The following is a 14,636-nucleotide window of genomic DNA, read 5'->3' as shown; positions in this document are numbered from 1 at the left end:
GAATGGAGGCTCTTCATGAGCGCTGTCAACACGCCTGCAGATTTCAACGACTACAAAGTCGCCGACATGTCCCTCGCTGCCTGGGGCCGTCGCGAAACCTTTATCGCCGAATCCGAAATGCCTGCCCTGATGGGCCTGCGTCGCAAGTATGCCGCTGAGCAGCCGCTCAAGGGCGCGAAGATTCTCGGCTGCATCCACATGACCATCCAGACTGCCGTGCTGATCGAAACCCTGGTTGCACTGGGTGCCGAAGTACGCTGGTCGTCCTGCAACATTTTCTCGACTCAAGACCAGGCCGCTGCCGCGATCGCTGCCGCCGGTATCCCGGTATTCGCCTGGAAAGGCGAGACCGAAGAAGAGTACGAGTGGTGCCTGGAGCAAACCATCCTCAAAGATGGCAAGCCTTGGGATGCCAACATGATCCTCGACGACGGCGGCGACCTGACCGAGCTGCTGCACAAGAAATACCCGGCCATCCTGGACCGCGTCCACGGCGTGACCGAAGAAACCACCACTGGCGTACACCGCCTGCTGGACATGCTGGCCAAGGGCGAGCTGAAAATCCCGGCCATCAACGTCAACGACTCGGTGACCAAGAGCAAGAACGACAACAAGTACGGCTGCCGTCACAGCCTGAACGACGCCATCAAGCGCGGCACCGACCACCTGCTGTCGGGCAAGCAAGCCCTGGTGATCGGCTACGGTGACGTGGGCAAGGGTTCGTCCCAGTCGCTGCGTCAGGAAGGCATGATCGTCAAAGTCTCCGAAGTCGACCCGATCTGCGCCATGCAAGCCTGCATGGACGGCTTCGAAGTGGTTTCGCCGTTTATCGATGGCGTCAATGACGGCACCGAAGCGAGCATCGACAAGGCCCTGCTGGGCAAGATCGATCTGATCGTCACCACGACCGGCAACGTGAATGTTTGCGACGCGAACATGCTCAAAGCCCTGAAGAAGCGTGCTGTTGTCTGCAACATCGGTCACTTCGACAACGAGATCGACACCGCTTTCATGCGCAAGAACTGGGCATGGGAAGAAGTGAAGCCGCAGGTACACAAGGTTCACCGTACCGGTGCCGGCGATTTCGACCCGCAGAACGACGACTACCTGATCCTGCTGGCTGAAGGCCGCCTGGTTAACCTGGGCAACGCCACCGGCCACCCAAGCCGCATCATGGACGGCTCGTTCGCCAACCAGGTACTGGCGCAGATCTTCCTGTTCGGCCAGAAGTACGCCGACCTGTCGCCGGCCCAGAAAGCCGAGCGCCTGACGGTAGAAGTACTGCCGAAGAAACTCGACGAAGAAGTGGCCCTGGAAATGGTCCGCGGCTTCGGCGGCGTTGTGACTCAACTGACCAAGACCCAGGCCGACTACATCGGCGTGACCGTTGAAGGTCCGTTCAAGCCGCACGCTTACCGCTACTGATTTGCCTGCTGCCCGCTCTCTACTCACGTGAGAGCGGGCTTTATGTGGGAGGGGGCTTGCCCCCGATGGCGGTAGCACATTCAACAGCTCTGTTGACTGAACGACTGCTATCGGGAGCAAGCCCCCTCCCACATTGACGGTGTACACCTCCCGGCATTTTGAGTTTCCAAGGATCCGACCATGTCCCAAGACCGTCGCTACAGCTTCGAGTTCTTCCCGACCAAGACCGATGCTGGGCATGAAAAACTGATGGCCACTGCTGAGCAACTGGCCCGCTACAACCCTGACTTCTTCTCCTGCACCTACGGTGCCGGCGGTTCCACCCGCGACCGTACGATCAACACCGTGCTGCAGCTGGAAAGCCAAGTCAAAGTTCCCGCCGCTCCGCACTTGTCGTGCGTGGGCGACAGCAAGGCCGACCTGCGTAGCCTGCTGACCCAATACAAGCAAGCCGGCATCAAGCGTATCGTCGCCCTGCGTGGTGACCTGCCGTCCGGTATGGGGATGGCCAGCGGTGAACTGCGCCACGCCAATGACCTGGTGAGCTTCATCCGCGAAGAAAGCGGCGATCACTTCCATATCGAAGTGGCGGCTTACCCGGAGATGCACCCTCAGGCACGTAACTTCGAAGACGATCTGCGCAACTTCGTACGCAAGGCCAATGCCGGCGCCGACAGCGCGATCACCCAGTACTTCTTCAACGCCGACAGTTACTTCTACTTCGTCGAGCGTGTACGGGCCATGGGCGTGAACATCCCAATCGTGCCGGGCATCATGCCGATTACCAACTACAGCAAGCTAGCGCGTTTCTCCGACGCGTGCGGCGCTGAAATCCCACGCTGGGTGCGCAAGCAACTGGAAGCCTATGGTGATGACGTCAAGAGCATCCAGGCGTTCGGTGAACAGGTCATCACGCAAATGTGCGAACAATTGTTACAAGGCGGTGCGCCAGGGCTGCATTTCTATACCCTGAACCAGGCTGAACCCAGCCTCGCCATCTGGAACAACCTCAAGCTGCCACGCTAACGCTTGCCCGGTTGTGCCAAGGCCCTCGTCCAAACGAGGGCCTTTGTCGTTTTACGTAGCCACGGAACTGCGAAATCCGCGCCACCTCCGATCAAGGCCCATGCCCACTTGATGGACGCTCCGGCGAAATAACTCGCGCCGCCAATGCGCGTGCCAGAGCTTCTCTTTAGGGCTGGAGCGTCGTAATCTCCCGGCATGCCTGTCATTTTAAAGCTGTTGACTGCTGCGCTTTTCGCTTGCCTGAGCCTGGCCGCTTACGGCGAGAAGCTGCGCATTGTCACTGAGCCTTGGACGCCCTACGTCTACGACGACAACGGCACCATGCGCGGGCTCGACTATGAAACCACGGTGACCGTGTTCCAGCGCCTGGGGGTGGATGTGCAATGGCAGTTCCTGCCCTGGAAGCGCTGCCTGGCAATGCTCGACCAAGGCCACGCCGATGGTGCGCTGGATATTTTCCACAGCCACGACCGCGATGCCCTGCTGCTTTACCCCAGCGAGCCGTTATCGGAGGTCGAGTTCGTGCTGTTCTACGCCAACGAACGCCCTCACCCCGCCAAGACCCTGGACGAGTTGCGCGGCCTGACGGTCGGCATCTCGCCAGGCTACCTGTATGGCAGCGCCTTCAGTGACTCCACGGCCTTCAACCGCGAACCCGCTCCCAGCCACGAAGCCAATTTCGGCAAACTCATGCTGGGGCGCATCGACCTGCTGATCACGGACCGTCGCGTGGGAATGCATGTGATCAAGGACCTGGGCCTGGAAGGCAAGGTCAGCCAGGCACCGCTGGTGGTCAGTCGCCAGCAGCAATTTCTGGCCGTACGCCGTGGCGCGGGCATGGACCTGCTGGTGCAACGTTTCGCCGCCGAGCTCAAGCGCTTCAAACAAGAGCCGGCCTATGCCGTATTGAGCGCAAAATACGGCGATGCCCACCTACACAGCACCCCGATTACCACGCCCGCAGGAACCGTTGAGCAGCAGGAAAGCAGCGCGCAGTGATTGCTCTGTTATACTCCGGCCTTTCCGCCAGGCTTACGCCCGGCCGCTGAGGTCTTGAAAAAGGCACCTAACCCAGCTACTGCGCAGCTTTCAGCCCGCGCGAGCCGGTGGAGTGCCCGCCAGACGCAGCAGGACCGGACGGGGTTGCGCTCCCCTAAGCGCCATTCACGCCCGGCAAGATTATCCCTTTGGGCCAAGCCCTAACTAAAACAGGATTACTCATGTCCTTTGCTTCCCTCGGTCTCTCCGAGGCTTTAGTCCGCGCCATCGAGGCTGCGGGCTATACCGAGCCTACTCCGGTGCAACAGCGGGCCATTCCCGCCGTGTTGCAAGGTCGCGACCTGATGGTTGCGGCACAGACAGGTACTGGTAAAACCGGTGGTTTCGCCCTCCCGATTCTGGAGCGGTTGTTCCCCAACGGTCACCCAGACAAATCCCAGCGTCACGGCCCGCGCCAACCGCGCGTACTGGTCCTGACCCCAACCCGCGAACTCGCAGCCCAGGTGCATGACAGCTTCAAGCTGTATGCCCGCGACTTGAAGTTCGTCAGTGCCTGCATCTTCGGCGGCGTCGGCATGAACCCGCAGGTTCAGGCCATGTCCCGGGGTGTTGACGTGCTGGTGGCGTGCCCGGGTCGCTTGCTCGACCTGTGCGGTCAAGGCAGCGTCGACTTGTCCCACGTCGAAATCCTCGTACTGGACGAAGCCGACCGCATGCTCGACATGGGCTTTGTCCATGACGTGAAAAAAGTCCTCGCCCGCCTGCCGGCCAAGCGCCAGAACCTGCTGTTCTCGGCGACGTTCTCCCAGGACATCACCGCCCTGGCCGGCAAGCTGCTGCACAACCCGGAGCGCATCGAAGTCACGCCGCCGAACACCACGGTCGAGCGTATCGAGCAACGCGTGTTCCGCCTGGCCGCCAGCCACAAGCGTGCATTGCTGGCCCACCTGATCACCGCCGGCGCCTGGGAACAGGTGCTCGTGTTCACCCGTACCAAGCACGGCGCCAACCGCCTGGCCGAGTACCTGGACAAACACGGCCTCACCGCCGTCGCCATCCACGGCAACAAGAGCCAGAACGCGCGCACCAAGGCCCTGGCCGACTTCAAGGCCGGCACCGTACGCATCCTGGTTGCCACCGACATCGCCGCCCGAGGCCTGGATATCGACCAGTTGCCGCACGTGGTCAACTTCGAACTGCCTAACGTCGACGAAGACTATGTGCACCGTATCGGCCGTACCGGCCGCGCCGGTCGTTCGGGTGAAGCCATTTCCCTGGTTGCACCGGACGAAGAAAAACTGCTGAAAAGCATTGAGCGCATGACCAAGCAGAAGATCGCCGACGGCGACCTGATGGGCTTCGATGCCAGCGCCGTAGAGGCTGAAAAGCCTGAAGCGCGCGAGCGTCCGGACGTGCGCAACCCACGCAACCCACGCGGTCCTAAGGGCGATGGCCCGAACGGCGGCGGTGGTGGCGGCGGGCGTCGTGACAAGGGCAAAGACAAGGGCAAGGAAAAGTCCGCGAGCAACGGCCGTGGCGAACGCCCAGCCCGCGAGCAGAAGCCCCGCGAAGGCACCCCGGCCCGCGAACAGCGCCAGCCGAGCCAGCCGCCCCGCGCCGCAGCCGACCGTGCTCCGGACGAGTTCCTGGACGACGATATCGATAACTTCGGTAACCGTGTCGACTACGTGCCTCAGGCCAAACCGGCCCAGGGCCGTGGCCGCCGCCCAGGTGCTCCGGCACAGGGCGCAGGCGCGGGCGCTCCGCGCAGCGGCCAGCCTCAAGGCGGCCGCCAGAACGGCCCACGCAACAGCAGCGGCGGCACCGCCGGCACCCCACCGGCCAAGCGCAATGGCGGACGTAATGGCGCATCACGTGACGGCCAGGCCCGTCGCGAAGATTCGCGTAACCGCCGCCCGGCCCGTGACGACCAGCCTCGCTCGTCTGAACCTGCCGTGCAGAACCCGCGTGGTGGCCCGGCGCCGAAGATCATCCACAAGGAGTCCAAAGCCGACCGCTTCCCGACACCCGAGCAGTTGGATCAACTGCCAGGCCGTCCTCGTGGTGAAAAACCAGCGCTGCTGACCCGCAACCGCTGAGTTTTCAAGCCCCATAAAAAATGCCCCGCATCGAAAGATGCGGGGCATTTTTGTATGCGAGGCGAAAATTACTTCGCTTTCACACCTTCAAAGGTGATGTACAGATTAACCACGTCGGACTGTGGACCTACGTCCATGCCACCCGGGTTGAACTCCTTGCGGCTGATCGAGGTGGTCCCTTCAAAGCCGGCACGGTAGCCGCCCCATGGATCCTTGCCTTCGCCCAGGAACGTAGCCTTGACCACGATAGGCTTGGTCACGCCGTGGAAGGTCAGGTCGCCAGCCACATCGGCAGTCTGCTTGCCATCAGCATTCTTGCCGGTTGGCTTGACGCTGGTGGAAACGAACTTGGCGTCCGGGAATTTGCCCGACTCCAGGAAGTCCTTGCTGTTGACGTGCTTGTCACGTTCAGCATGGTTGGTGAACACACTGGCAGTGCGCACATTGACTTCGATCTTGGCGTCTTCAGGCTTGGCCGCGTCAAAACTGAACTTGCCGTCCAGGTCCTTGAAGGTACCGGTGATATAGCTGTAGCCCAGGTGGCTGATCTTGAAGTCGACGAAGGCGTGCTGGCCTTCTTTGTCGATCACATAGTCGGCAGCCATTGCCGAACCTGCGGACAGCAGGGCAGAACCGATTGCCAGAGCGGCGAGAGTCTTTTTCAACATGCTTTCTATTCCTTGTGAGTCGAGGTTGAACATCAGGCTTTGCGCCCCAGCATTCGCGTCAGGGTCACATCACGATCGATAAAGTGGTGTTTCAATGCAGCCACGCCATGCAAACCGGCGAAAACCACCAGCACCCAGGCCAGGTACAAATGCACCACACCCGCGGTATCTGCCTGGTCCGGTAGACCGGAAACCAAGGCAGGAATTTCAAACAGGCCAAACACCGGGATACCGACACCATCGGCGGTGGAAATCAGGTAACCGGCAATCATCACGGCAAACAGCCCGACATAGAGAAACGCGTGGCCAAATGCGGCCCCCATACGGGTCAGGCGGCTATAGCTGGCCAGCGGTGGTGGCGGCGGGCTGATCAAGCGCCAGACGATCCGCACCAGCATGATGGCAAACAGCGTGATGCCGATGCTCTTGTGCAAATCCGGAGCTTCTTTGCGCCAGGCGCTGTAATAGTCGAGACCGACCATCCACAAGCCCAGGGCGAACAAACCAAACACCACCAGGGCAACGCCCCAGTGCAAGACCATACTGACCCAACCATAGCGGGCCTCTGAATTGCGTAGCTGCATGTACTTAATCCCGTAAGAGCTGTGCCAAGCCTAGCGATTTACCTATCGAATTAAAGCGGAAAATTTTGCTTTGAAATATCAAGAAATACGATATTGAGAGTAGGCAGATTAAATTAACAAGGGATTAAGGACTATCCAGAAGAAACGTGACAGACCGTCCTGTGTTTACTGCCTATTCGCACGTAATGGGTTGTGACACGGCCGCCCATTGCATAGGCTTGCGCGATTGTTTCGCCTGCGTGGTGCGCAGGACCGCTTCGAGGAGAAAACCGATGGGCTTGAACAACCAGTGGATGCAACGCGACCTCGCGGTGCTGTGGCATCCCTGCACCCAGATGAAAGACCACCAGCAATTGCCGCTGATCCCCATCAAGCGCGGTGAAGGCGTGTGGCTGGAAGACTTCGAAGGCAAGCGCTACCTCGACGCCGTCAGTTCCTGGTGGGTCAATGTGTTTGGTCACGCCAACCCGCGCATCAACCAGCGCATCAAGGATCAGGTCGACCAGCTTGAACACGTGATCCTCGCCGGTTTCAGCCACCAGCCGGTGATTGAGCTGTCCGAGCGCCTGGTGCAAATGACGCCTGAGGGCCTGACCCGGTGCTTCTACGCCGATAATGGATCGTCCTGCATCGAAGTCGCGCTGAAAATGAGCTTTCACTATTGGCTCAACCGGGGCCTGCCGAACAAGAAGCGCTTCGTCACCCTGACCAACAGCTACCATGGCGAGACCATCGCCGCGATGTCGGTAGGCGACGTGCCGCTGTTCACCGAAACCTATAAGGCGCTGCTGCTCGACACCCTCAAAGTGCCCAGCCCGGACTGCTACCTGCGCCCTGAGGGCATGAGTTGGGAAGAACACTCGCGCACTATGTTCCAGGCCATGGAACAGACCCTGGCGCAGCACCATGAAACGGTCGCCGCCGTCATCGTCGAGCCGCTGATACAGGGCGCCGGCGGCATGCGCATGTACCACCCGGTCTACCTCAAGCTGCTGCGCGAAGCCTGCGACCGCTACGGCGTACACCTGATCCACGACGAAATCGCCGTGGGCTTCGGCCGCACCGGCAGTATGTTCGCCTGTGAACAGGCCGGCATCCGCCCGGACTTCCTGTGCCTGTCCAAGGCCCTCACCGGCGGCTACCTGCCGCTGGCCGCCGTGGTCACCACCGAAGACGTGTACAGCGCGTTCTACGACGACTACCCCACCCTGCGCGCCTTCCTGCACTCCCACAGCTACACCGGCAACCCGTTGGCGTGCGCGGCGGCCCTGGCCACCCTGGATATTTTCGAAGAAGACAACGTCATCGAAAATAACCAGGCCCTGGCCCAGCACATGGCCAGCGCGACTGCGCATCTGGTTGACCACCCCCACGTCGCGGAAGTCCGCCAGACCGGCATGGTGCTGGCCATCGAGATGGTCCAGGACAAAGCCACCAAGACCGCCTACCCCTGGCAGGAACGCCGTGGCCTGAAGGTATTCGAACATGCCCTGGAACGTGGCGCGCTGTTGCGGCCGCTGGGCAGCGTGGTGTATTTCCTGCCGCCCTATGTGATTACGCCACAGCAGATCGACTTCCTCGCCGAGGTGGCCAGCGAAGGCATCGATATTGCGACCAACAGCCGCGTCAGCGTGGCGGTGCCCAACAACTTCCACCCCGACTTCCGCGATCCCGGCTGACTGATCGTTCCCGCGCTCTGCGTGGGAACGCATCCCCGGACGTTGCGCGTCCGCTCTGCAGACCCTTTTCCAGAGAACACAAATGAGATTGTCCCGTTTCTTCACCGACACCCCGCTGAGTCTCGGCGATCACGAATTGCCCGAAGCCCAGGCGCATTACATCAGCCGCGTGCTACGCATGACGGAAGGCGACGCCGTGCAATTGTTCGACGGCTCCGGCCAGGAATTCCTGGGCAGCTTGCTGGAAGTCGGCAAAAAGCGCGTCACCGTGCAGCTGACGGAACGTTTCGCAGGCCAGGCCGAATCACCGCTGCACATCCACCTCGGCCAGGGCCTGTCCCGGGGCGAGCGCATGGACTGGGCGATCCAGAAAGCCACCGAATTGGGCGTCAACGCCATTACCCCGATTTTCAGCGAGCGTTGCGAGGTGCGCCTCAAAGACGAACGCGCCGACAAACGCCTGCTGCACTGGCGCCAGGTGGCGATCAGCGCTTGCGAGCAATGCGGACGTTCAACGGTGCCGGTGATCCATCCGCCGCTGCTGTTGGCGGACTGGTTGAAGCAGACCGAGGCCGACCTGAAGCTGGTGCTGCATCCGGTCGCGGCGCCGCTGGTCAGCCATGCCAAGCCCTCGAGCCTGGCCTTCCTGATTGGCCCCGAGGGTGGGCTGACGGACGCCGAAGTCGAAACCGCCCAAGGCGCCGGCTACCATGCCGCCCGCCTTGGCCCACGGGTGTTGCGTACCGAGACGGCACCGGTGGTGGCGCTGGCGGTGGCCCAACAACTGTGGGGCGATTTCTAAGCCTGTTTGGTAAAACTAATCCCGATAATGTGGGAGCAAGCCCCCTCCCACATCCACCTCTATCCAGGCGGGGTTATCAGTCCACCGGATCACTGACCGGCTTGGCGATAATCGCCTTCAACTCAGCGGTCATCGGGAATTCCAGGTTCAGGCCCTTGGGCGGAATCGGCTGTTCAAACCAGCGCTGGTAAATCCCGTTGATCTCCCCGCTACGATACAGGTCGCCGAGTGTCTCGTTGACCACGGCCAGAAATTGCGGGTCGTCTTTGCGCACCATGCAGCTGTAGATTTCCCTCGATTGCTCCTTGCCGACCACCACCCAGTGGTGCGGGTCCCTGGCCTTGGCGCGCTCGCCGTACAGCAGCGCGTCATCCATGTAGAACGCCGCCGCACGGCCGGTCTCCAGCATCTTGAACGCTTCGCCATGATCCTTGGCGCTGATCACGAACATATTGGTTTTGTGCTCGGCGTCATAGCTCTTGAGAAAGCGCTCGTTGGTGGTGCCCGCAGTGGTCACCACGTTCTTGCCCTTGAGGTCGTCGAACCCCTGGATGCCACTGTCCTTGGCGGTGAGCAACTGGCCCTTCACGTAGATAAAGCCATAGGAGAAGGCCACCTGCTTCTGTCGCTCGGCCGTCACCCCGGTGGACCCGCACTCCAGGTCGACGGTGCCGTTCTGCACCAGGGGAATGCGGGTCTGGGAGGTCACCAGGTTGTATTTGACCTTGAGGTCCGCCACCCCGGTTTTCTGCTGGATGCGCTCGACGATCTTGTTCGCCAACTCCACCGAATACCCCATGGGCTTGCCGCTCTGATCCCCTACGTAGGAAAACGGCACCGATGCGTCGCGGTAGCCCAGGGTGATGGACCGGCTGCTGGCGATCTTGCTCAGCGTGCCCTCCAGCGGTGCTTCGTTCGCATAAGCCTGTGCCCCGAGTAAAAGCCCCAGGGTGCAGCCGCTCAACAGGATTTTTTTCATTGTTATGCTCCGTTGGTTGTTCGGATTATTGACGTACAGCGATCACGCTGATTTCCACCTGTACACTGGGCCGCGCCAGCTCCGCTTGCAGCGTGGTGCGCGTTGGCGCCATGCCCGGGGATAGCCATGCGGACCACACTTCATTCATCGGGGCAAAACCCGCGCCGATATCTTTCAGATAAATAGTCGCATTGAGCAGATGGTCCTTATCGCTACCGGCCTGGGCCAGCAGCGCATCGATCTTTGCCAGGACCTCGCGGGTTTGTGTCGCCACGTCCTGGCCTTCGCCCGGCACCTGACCCGAAAGAAATACAAGACCCTTGAAGGTGACGGCGTCAGAGAGGCGCTCGTTGCTGTCGATTCGGCTGATGGTCATGGGACATCCTCATGTAGCGCGGGGCGCCAGGCCCTGCATATCAATGGAAGGAACCTGCTGGCCAATCAACTCGGCCAGCAGTTGGCCGCTACCGCTGGCCAGCGTAAACCCGAGCGCGCCATGGCCCAGGTTCAACCACAGGTTGCTATAAACACTGGCGCCGATCAGCGGCACGCCGGTCGGAGTGGCCGGACGCATGCCTGCCCATTCGACCGCGTGGGCATAGTCGCCGGCCAGAGGGAAAGTCTCCAACGCCTGACGCTTCATCAGCGCCAGGCGCTTGGGTTCAAGGCGGGCGTCAAAACCGACGATGTCCACCATGGCCGCCACCCGCAGTTGCTCACCGATGCGCGCGTAGACGATCTTGCGGTCGTAGTCGGTGATGCTCACACTCGGCGCCCGGTGCTGTGGGCCGATGGGCACGCTCAGGCTGTAGCCCTTGAGCGGATACAGTGGCAGCGCCAACCCCGGCAGGCCCAACTCAGCACTGCGATGGCCGGCCGCGAGTACCAGTTGTTCCACGGGCAGCACTTCATCGCCCAACTCGACGGCGCGCACCACGCCGTTGGCGTGGCGAATCGCAGTCACCCGCCGCCCCAGTAAAAACCTGCACCGGCCCGACGCCTCAAGCCGCTCGGCGAGCCGCCGGCAAAAGGCATGACAATCGGCAACTTCCTCGTTCGGCGTGTAAATGCCGCCGACAAAACCACCGTCTGCCAGTGCGGGTTCAAGCCGCGCGCAATCCACCGCCGACAGCACTTGCTGCTGGAGGATATCCGTGACTTTGCTGCGTGCCTGTTCAAACGTGGCCGCGTGGCGGAAGGTCACCAACTTGCCGTTACGCCGCCAGTCGAAACCATCCAGATGATCATCCTCGCGCCAGCGCTGCAACGTGTCCTGGCTCAGGGACGCCAGGCGCAGCAGGTGCGCGGCATTGCTCTTGTTGACCGAGCCACGGCAGGCACCAAGAAACGCGGCCATCCAGCGCCATTGCTGAAGGTCCAGGCGCGGGCGTAGCCTTAGCGGCGAGTCACCGCGCAGCAACCAGCCAATGGCTTGCAGGGGGACACCGGCGTCGGCCAACGGCGCGACGTAGCGATAAGACAACTGCCCACCGTTGGCGAAACTGGTTTCACTGCCCACACTGTCGCGAGCCTCGATCAGTGTCACTTCATGGCCCGCCCGCACCAACGCGTAAGCACTGGCCAAACCGATGACGCCACCGCCGATGATGCAAACTCGCTTGGCCATCCCCGCCACCCGTGGTTGAAGTAAGAGGTTCCAAGGGTAGAGGCAGGTGACAGGTCACCGACAATGAATAAAGATGGTCCACCTATAAACAAAGGTTATGGACTAGCCATGCGCTTGCGGCATATCGAAATTTTCCAGGCCATCCGCCAGACCGGCTCCGTCAGCGCCGCCGCGCAGTTGTTGCACGTCTCGCAACCGGCGGTGACCAAGGTGTTGCAACACGCCGAATTGCAGCTCGGCTTCCCGCTGTTCCTGCGGGTGCGCGGCAAATTGCAGCCCACCCCGGAAGCCCTGGCGCTGGAAAGTGAAGTGGAGAAAGTCACCCAGAGCCTGCAAGGGGTGCGGCGCCTGGCCAAGAGCCTGCGCCACGAGCCTGGGCAAAGCGTGCGCATCGGTGCGATTCCGGCGCTGGCATTGTCACTGTTGCCACCGGCGGTGCTGGAGTGGAAGCGTGACTACCCGGACATCGCCTGCGAGCTGTCCAGCGACCACAGCCGCGAGCTGGTCCACAAGCTGTTGATGCGCGAGATCGACCTGGCGCTGACGCTCAACTTCTCCGGCCATCCGGGGCTGGCCACCCAGGTGCTGGCCAACGGTGTGCTGGTGGCGTTGGCGTCCAAAGGCTATTGGCCCGAAACCGCGTCGGCTCAACCTTTGCCTTTATCGGATCTGGCCGGCGCACCGCTGATTGGCTTGTCCAGCGCTGACCCACTGGCGGCAAAACTCGAGAGTTACCTGGAAAGCGTCGACCCGGCGCCTCGGGTGACCCTCTCCGTACAGACCTACTCCCTGGCCCGGGCCATGGTGGAGTCCGGCGCGGGCTTGACGGTGATCGATCCCTTCACTGCATCAGGTGCCTCGACGACCACCACCTGCATCCGCACGCTCACACCGCCGCTGCCCATCACCCTGTATGCCTTGACCCGCGCCGACGAGCCGCCGCCGCATATGCTGGCCAAGCTGGTGGAGATCTTCGGACTGCGCGCCAGGGAGCTACTGGAGCGCTTATAAGACGTAATGCATGATCGCCACGAAGTGCAGCAGGCTGCCGCCGATCACGAACAGATGCCAGATCCCGTGGGAATGCCGCAGCCGGTCCTCCAAGGCAAAGAAGATGATGCCGACGGTGTACAGCACCCCACCCGCCGCCAGCCAGGTAAACCCCGCCGTGCCCAGCGCGGCGATCAGCGGCTTGACGGCCACCAGCACAATCCAGCCCATCACCGCGTAGATCACGATCGACAGGATGCGCGCCTCGGAGCGCGGCTTGATCTCCTGCAGGATGCCGATCACCGCCAGCCCCCACACGATGCCGAACAGCGTCCAACCCCACGGGCCACGCAAGGTCACCAGGCAGAACGGCGTGTAACTGCCGGCAATCAGCAGGTAGATAGAGAAATGATCGACCTTCTGCATGATCTCTTTTCGCCGCCCGCGCACGCTGTGGTACACGGTCGACGCGCTGTACAGCACCAGCAACGTAAAGCCATAAATCGCCACGCTGACAATCTTCCACGGGCTGCCATCCAGGCTCGCCACCACCAACATCCACACTGCACCAATACACGCCGCCACTGTGCCGAGCAAATGGCTCCAGGCGTTGAATCGTTCACCGTGGTACATCTGTCACCGACCTCCCTAACCGTTAACCATTGGCGAGCTAGCGTCCAACCTTGCGCATAAGAGTGCAAGCGTCTTGTGACGTTCCGAGGACGCCACGCGGTTTTGCGGGCACAATCGAACGCATTCGAACAAGAGCCACGGCCATGCTGATCGACGAAGAGTTCACCCTCAAGAAGCTGGAAATCTTCCTGGCGTTCATGCGCACCGGTAACCTGGCCCGCGCCGCCGCCGAGCTGCAAACCAGTAACGTCAGCGTGCACCGCGCCATCCACTCCCTGGAAAATGCCCTGCGTTGCCCACTGTTCAAACATGAAGGGCGCAACCTCACCCCGCTGGAAAGTGCCTACGTGCTGGAGGAGCGCGCGCAAAAACTGGTCGCCGATGTGGTCGACAGCGTGCGCCTGACCCGTGAAGCCGCGGGTTTCTCCGCCGAACGCTTCAAGCTCGGCGCGTTGTATTCGCTGACGGTCAAGACCGTGCCGCAACTGATCATGGGCCTGAAAATCCGGCGCAGCGAACTCAACATCGACCTGATCCTGGGCTCCAACTTCGACCTGCTCTACAAGCTCAAGAATATGGAAGTGGACGCGATCCTGATCTCCCTCGATGAGCACGCCAACGACCCTGACTGCGAACAGATCGCGCTGTTCTCGGACGACATCTTCCTCGCCACCCCGGCCGACTCGCCGTTCGATCGCGAGCAGCAGATCGACCTCGCCGCCGTTCGCGACGCCACCTTCATCACCCTCACGCAAGGCTTCGCCACCCACCAGGATGGCAATCGCGTATTCAAGCAAGCGGGGTTCGAACCGAAGGTCGCGATGCAGGTGAATGACATTTTCACGTTACTGAGCATGGTCAGTTCGGGAGTGGGCTATGCCCTGCTGCCGGGAAGGATTGCGGCGGTGTATGAGAACCGGGTGAAACTGATACCGCTGCAACCGCGGTATCGGTTGCAGCAGCATATTGGCGTGGTGTTCTTGAAGGCCAAGGAACGCGACCCGAATTTGCTCGCGTTGCTGGCGGAGTGTCGGATGTATGCCAACCGCCAGACCGCTATCGGGAGCAAGCCCCCTCCCACATTTTGATCTGCGCCCCAATCAAATGTGGGAGCCCCCTCCTGCA

At 61.4% G+C, this 14,636-nt stretch carries 14 protein-coding genes; 8 read left to right on the top strand and 6 right to left on the bottom strand.

All coding sequences use genetic code 11. The features are described 5' to 3' along the window. The first annotated feature begins 15 nt into the window (after positions 1 to 15). The 4 genes from ahcY (at position 16) to ACQRBT_RS11225 (ending at position 5,549) form a co-directional block, all read left to right on the top strand. Positions 16 to 1,425 carry an adenosylhomocysteinase gene (gene ahcY / locus ACQRBT_RS11240; protein ID WP_060753420.1) on the top strand — a complete coding sequence of 470 codons (1,410 nt, stop codon included), beginning with the start codon at positions 16 to 18 and terminating at the stop codon, positions 1,423 to 1,425. 180 nt (positions 1,426 to 1,605) lie between these two features. Then, positions 1,606 to 2,451 (top strand): methylenetetrahydrofolate reductase [NAD(P)H], encoded by an 846-nt coding sequence (gene metF / locus ACQRBT_RS11235; protein ID WP_060753421.1) that lies wholly within the window; start codon positions 1,606 to 1,608, stop codon positions 2,449 to 2,451. A gap of 195 nt (positions 2,452 to 2,646) precedes the next feature. Continuing rightward, positions 2,647 to 3,450: a substrate-binding periplasmic protein gene (locus tag ACQRBT_RS11230; protein WP_412046156.1), complete on the top strand. Its 804-nt coding sequence runs from the start codon at positions 2,647 to 2,649 to the stop codon at positions 3,448 to 3,450. Between the two features lie 221 nt (positions 3,451 to 3,671). Then, the gene (locus ACQRBT_RS11225; RefSeq protein ID WP_104994909.1) at positions 3,672 to 5,549 is read left to right on the top strand and encodes a DEAD/DEAH box helicase; all 1,878 of its coding nucleotides are present in this window, start codon (positions 3,672 to 3,674) and stop codon (positions 5,547 to 5,549) included. Positions 5,550 to 5,617: 68 nt separating this feature from the next. Here the strand turns inward: ACQRBT_RS11225 and ACQRBT_RS11220 are convergent, their stop codons facing one another. Together ACQRBT_RS11220 and ACQRBT_RS11215 are read right to left on the bottom strand one after the other, a co-directional pair. Beyond that, the gene (locus ACQRBT_RS11220) at positions 5,618 to 6,217 is read right to left on the bottom strand and encodes a YceI family protein (RefSeq protein WP_060753425.1); all 600 of its coding nucleotides are present in this window, start codon (positions 6,215 to 6,217) and stop codon (positions 5,618 to 5,620) included. A 32-nt stretch (positions 6,218 to 6,249) separates the two neighbouring features. Next, complete coding sequence (locus ACQRBT_RS11215) at positions 6,250 to 6,801, bottom strand: cytochrome b (RefSeq protein ID WP_244384937.1); 552 nt, start codon at positions 6,799 to 6,801, stop codon at positions 6,250 to 6,252. Between the two features lie 272 nt (positions 6,802 to 7,073). Between ACQRBT_RS11215 and ACQRBT_RS11210 the strand changes: the two genes are divergently transcribed. After that, positions 7,074 to 8,480: an adenosylmethionine--8-amino-7-oxononanoate transaminase gene (locus ACQRBT_RS11210; protein ID WP_060753427.1), complete on the top strand. Its 1,407-nt coding sequence runs from the start codon at positions 7,074 to 7,076 to the stop codon at positions 8,478 to 8,480. A gap of 82 nt (positions 8,481 to 8,562) precedes the next feature. Then, positions 8,563 to 9,282: a 16S rRNA (uracil(1498)-N(3))-methyltransferase gene (locus ACQRBT_RS11205; protein ID WP_060753428.1), complete on the top strand. Its 720-nt coding sequence runs from the start codon at positions 8,563 to 8,565 to the stop codon at positions 9,280 to 9,282. Between the two features lie 76 nt (positions 9,283 to 9,358). Here the strand turns inward: ACQRBT_RS11205 and ACQRBT_RS11200 are convergent, their stop codons facing one another. From ACQRBT_RS11200 to ACQRBT_RS11190, 3 genes are read right to left on the bottom strand one after another with little or no spacing between them, the layout of a single operon-like run. Beyond that, positions 9,359 to 10,261 (bottom strand): transporter substrate-binding domain-containing protein, encoded by a 903-nt coding sequence (locus ACQRBT_RS11200; protein ID WP_060753429.1) that lies wholly within the window; start codon positions 10,259 to 10,261, stop codon positions 9,359 to 9,361. 25 nt (positions 10,262 to 10,286) lie between these two features. Beyond that, positions 10,287 to 10,637 carry a RidA family protein gene (locus ACQRBT_RS11195; protein ID WP_244384935.1) on the bottom strand — a complete coding sequence of 117 codons (351 nt, stop codon included), beginning with the start codon at positions 10,635 to 10,637 and terminating at the stop codon, positions 10,287 to 10,289. Positions 10,638 to 10,646: 9 nt separating this feature from the next. Beyond that, the gene (locus tag ACQRBT_RS11190; protein WP_244700907.1) at positions 10,647 to 11,888 is read right to left on the bottom strand and encodes a D-amino acid dehydrogenase; all 1,242 of its coding nucleotides are present in this window, start codon (positions 11,886 to 11,888) and stop codon (positions 10,647 to 10,649) included. Positions 11,889 to 11,996: 108 nt separating this feature from the next. Here ACQRBT_RS11190 and ACQRBT_RS11185 point away from each other — a divergent pair, with 108 nt between their 5' ends. Continuing rightward, entirely contained in the window at positions 11,997 to 12,899 is a 903-nt protein-coding gene (locus ACQRBT_RS11185) for a LysR family transcriptional regulator (RefSeq protein ID WP_244700909.1), read from the top strand. Here ACQRBT_RS11185 and trhA read toward each other — a convergent pair. Continuing rightward, a complete protein-coding gene (trhA, locus tag ACQRBT_RS11180) occupies positions 12,894 to 13,511 on the bottom strand; it encodes a PAQR family membrane homeostasis protein TrhA (RefSeq protein WP_060753433.1) in 618 nt (205 codons plus the stop codon). The genes ACQRBT_RS11185 and trhA overlap by 6 nt on opposite strands. A gap of 143 nt (positions 13,512 to 13,654) precedes the next feature. On the opposite strand from trhA, the gene ACQRBT_RS11175 reads away from it, so the two are divergent. Beyond that, entirely contained in the window at positions 13,655 to 14,599 is a 945-nt protein-coding gene (locus tag ACQRBT_RS11175; RefSeq protein ID WP_060753434.1) for a LysR family transcriptional regulator, read from the top strand. Positions 14,600 to 14,636 lie beyond the last annotated feature (37 nt).

It is taken from the genome of Pseudomonas sp. R19M, from assembly GCF_050312585.1.
Classification (GTDB): domain Bacteria; phylum Pseudomonadota; class Gammaproteobacteria; order Pseudomonadales; family Pseudomonadaceae; genus Aquipseudomonas; species Aquipseudomonas palleroniana.
The sequence above is the reverse complement of the archived record's forward strand: the minus strand, read 5'-3'. Positions and strand labels throughout refer to the sequence as shown.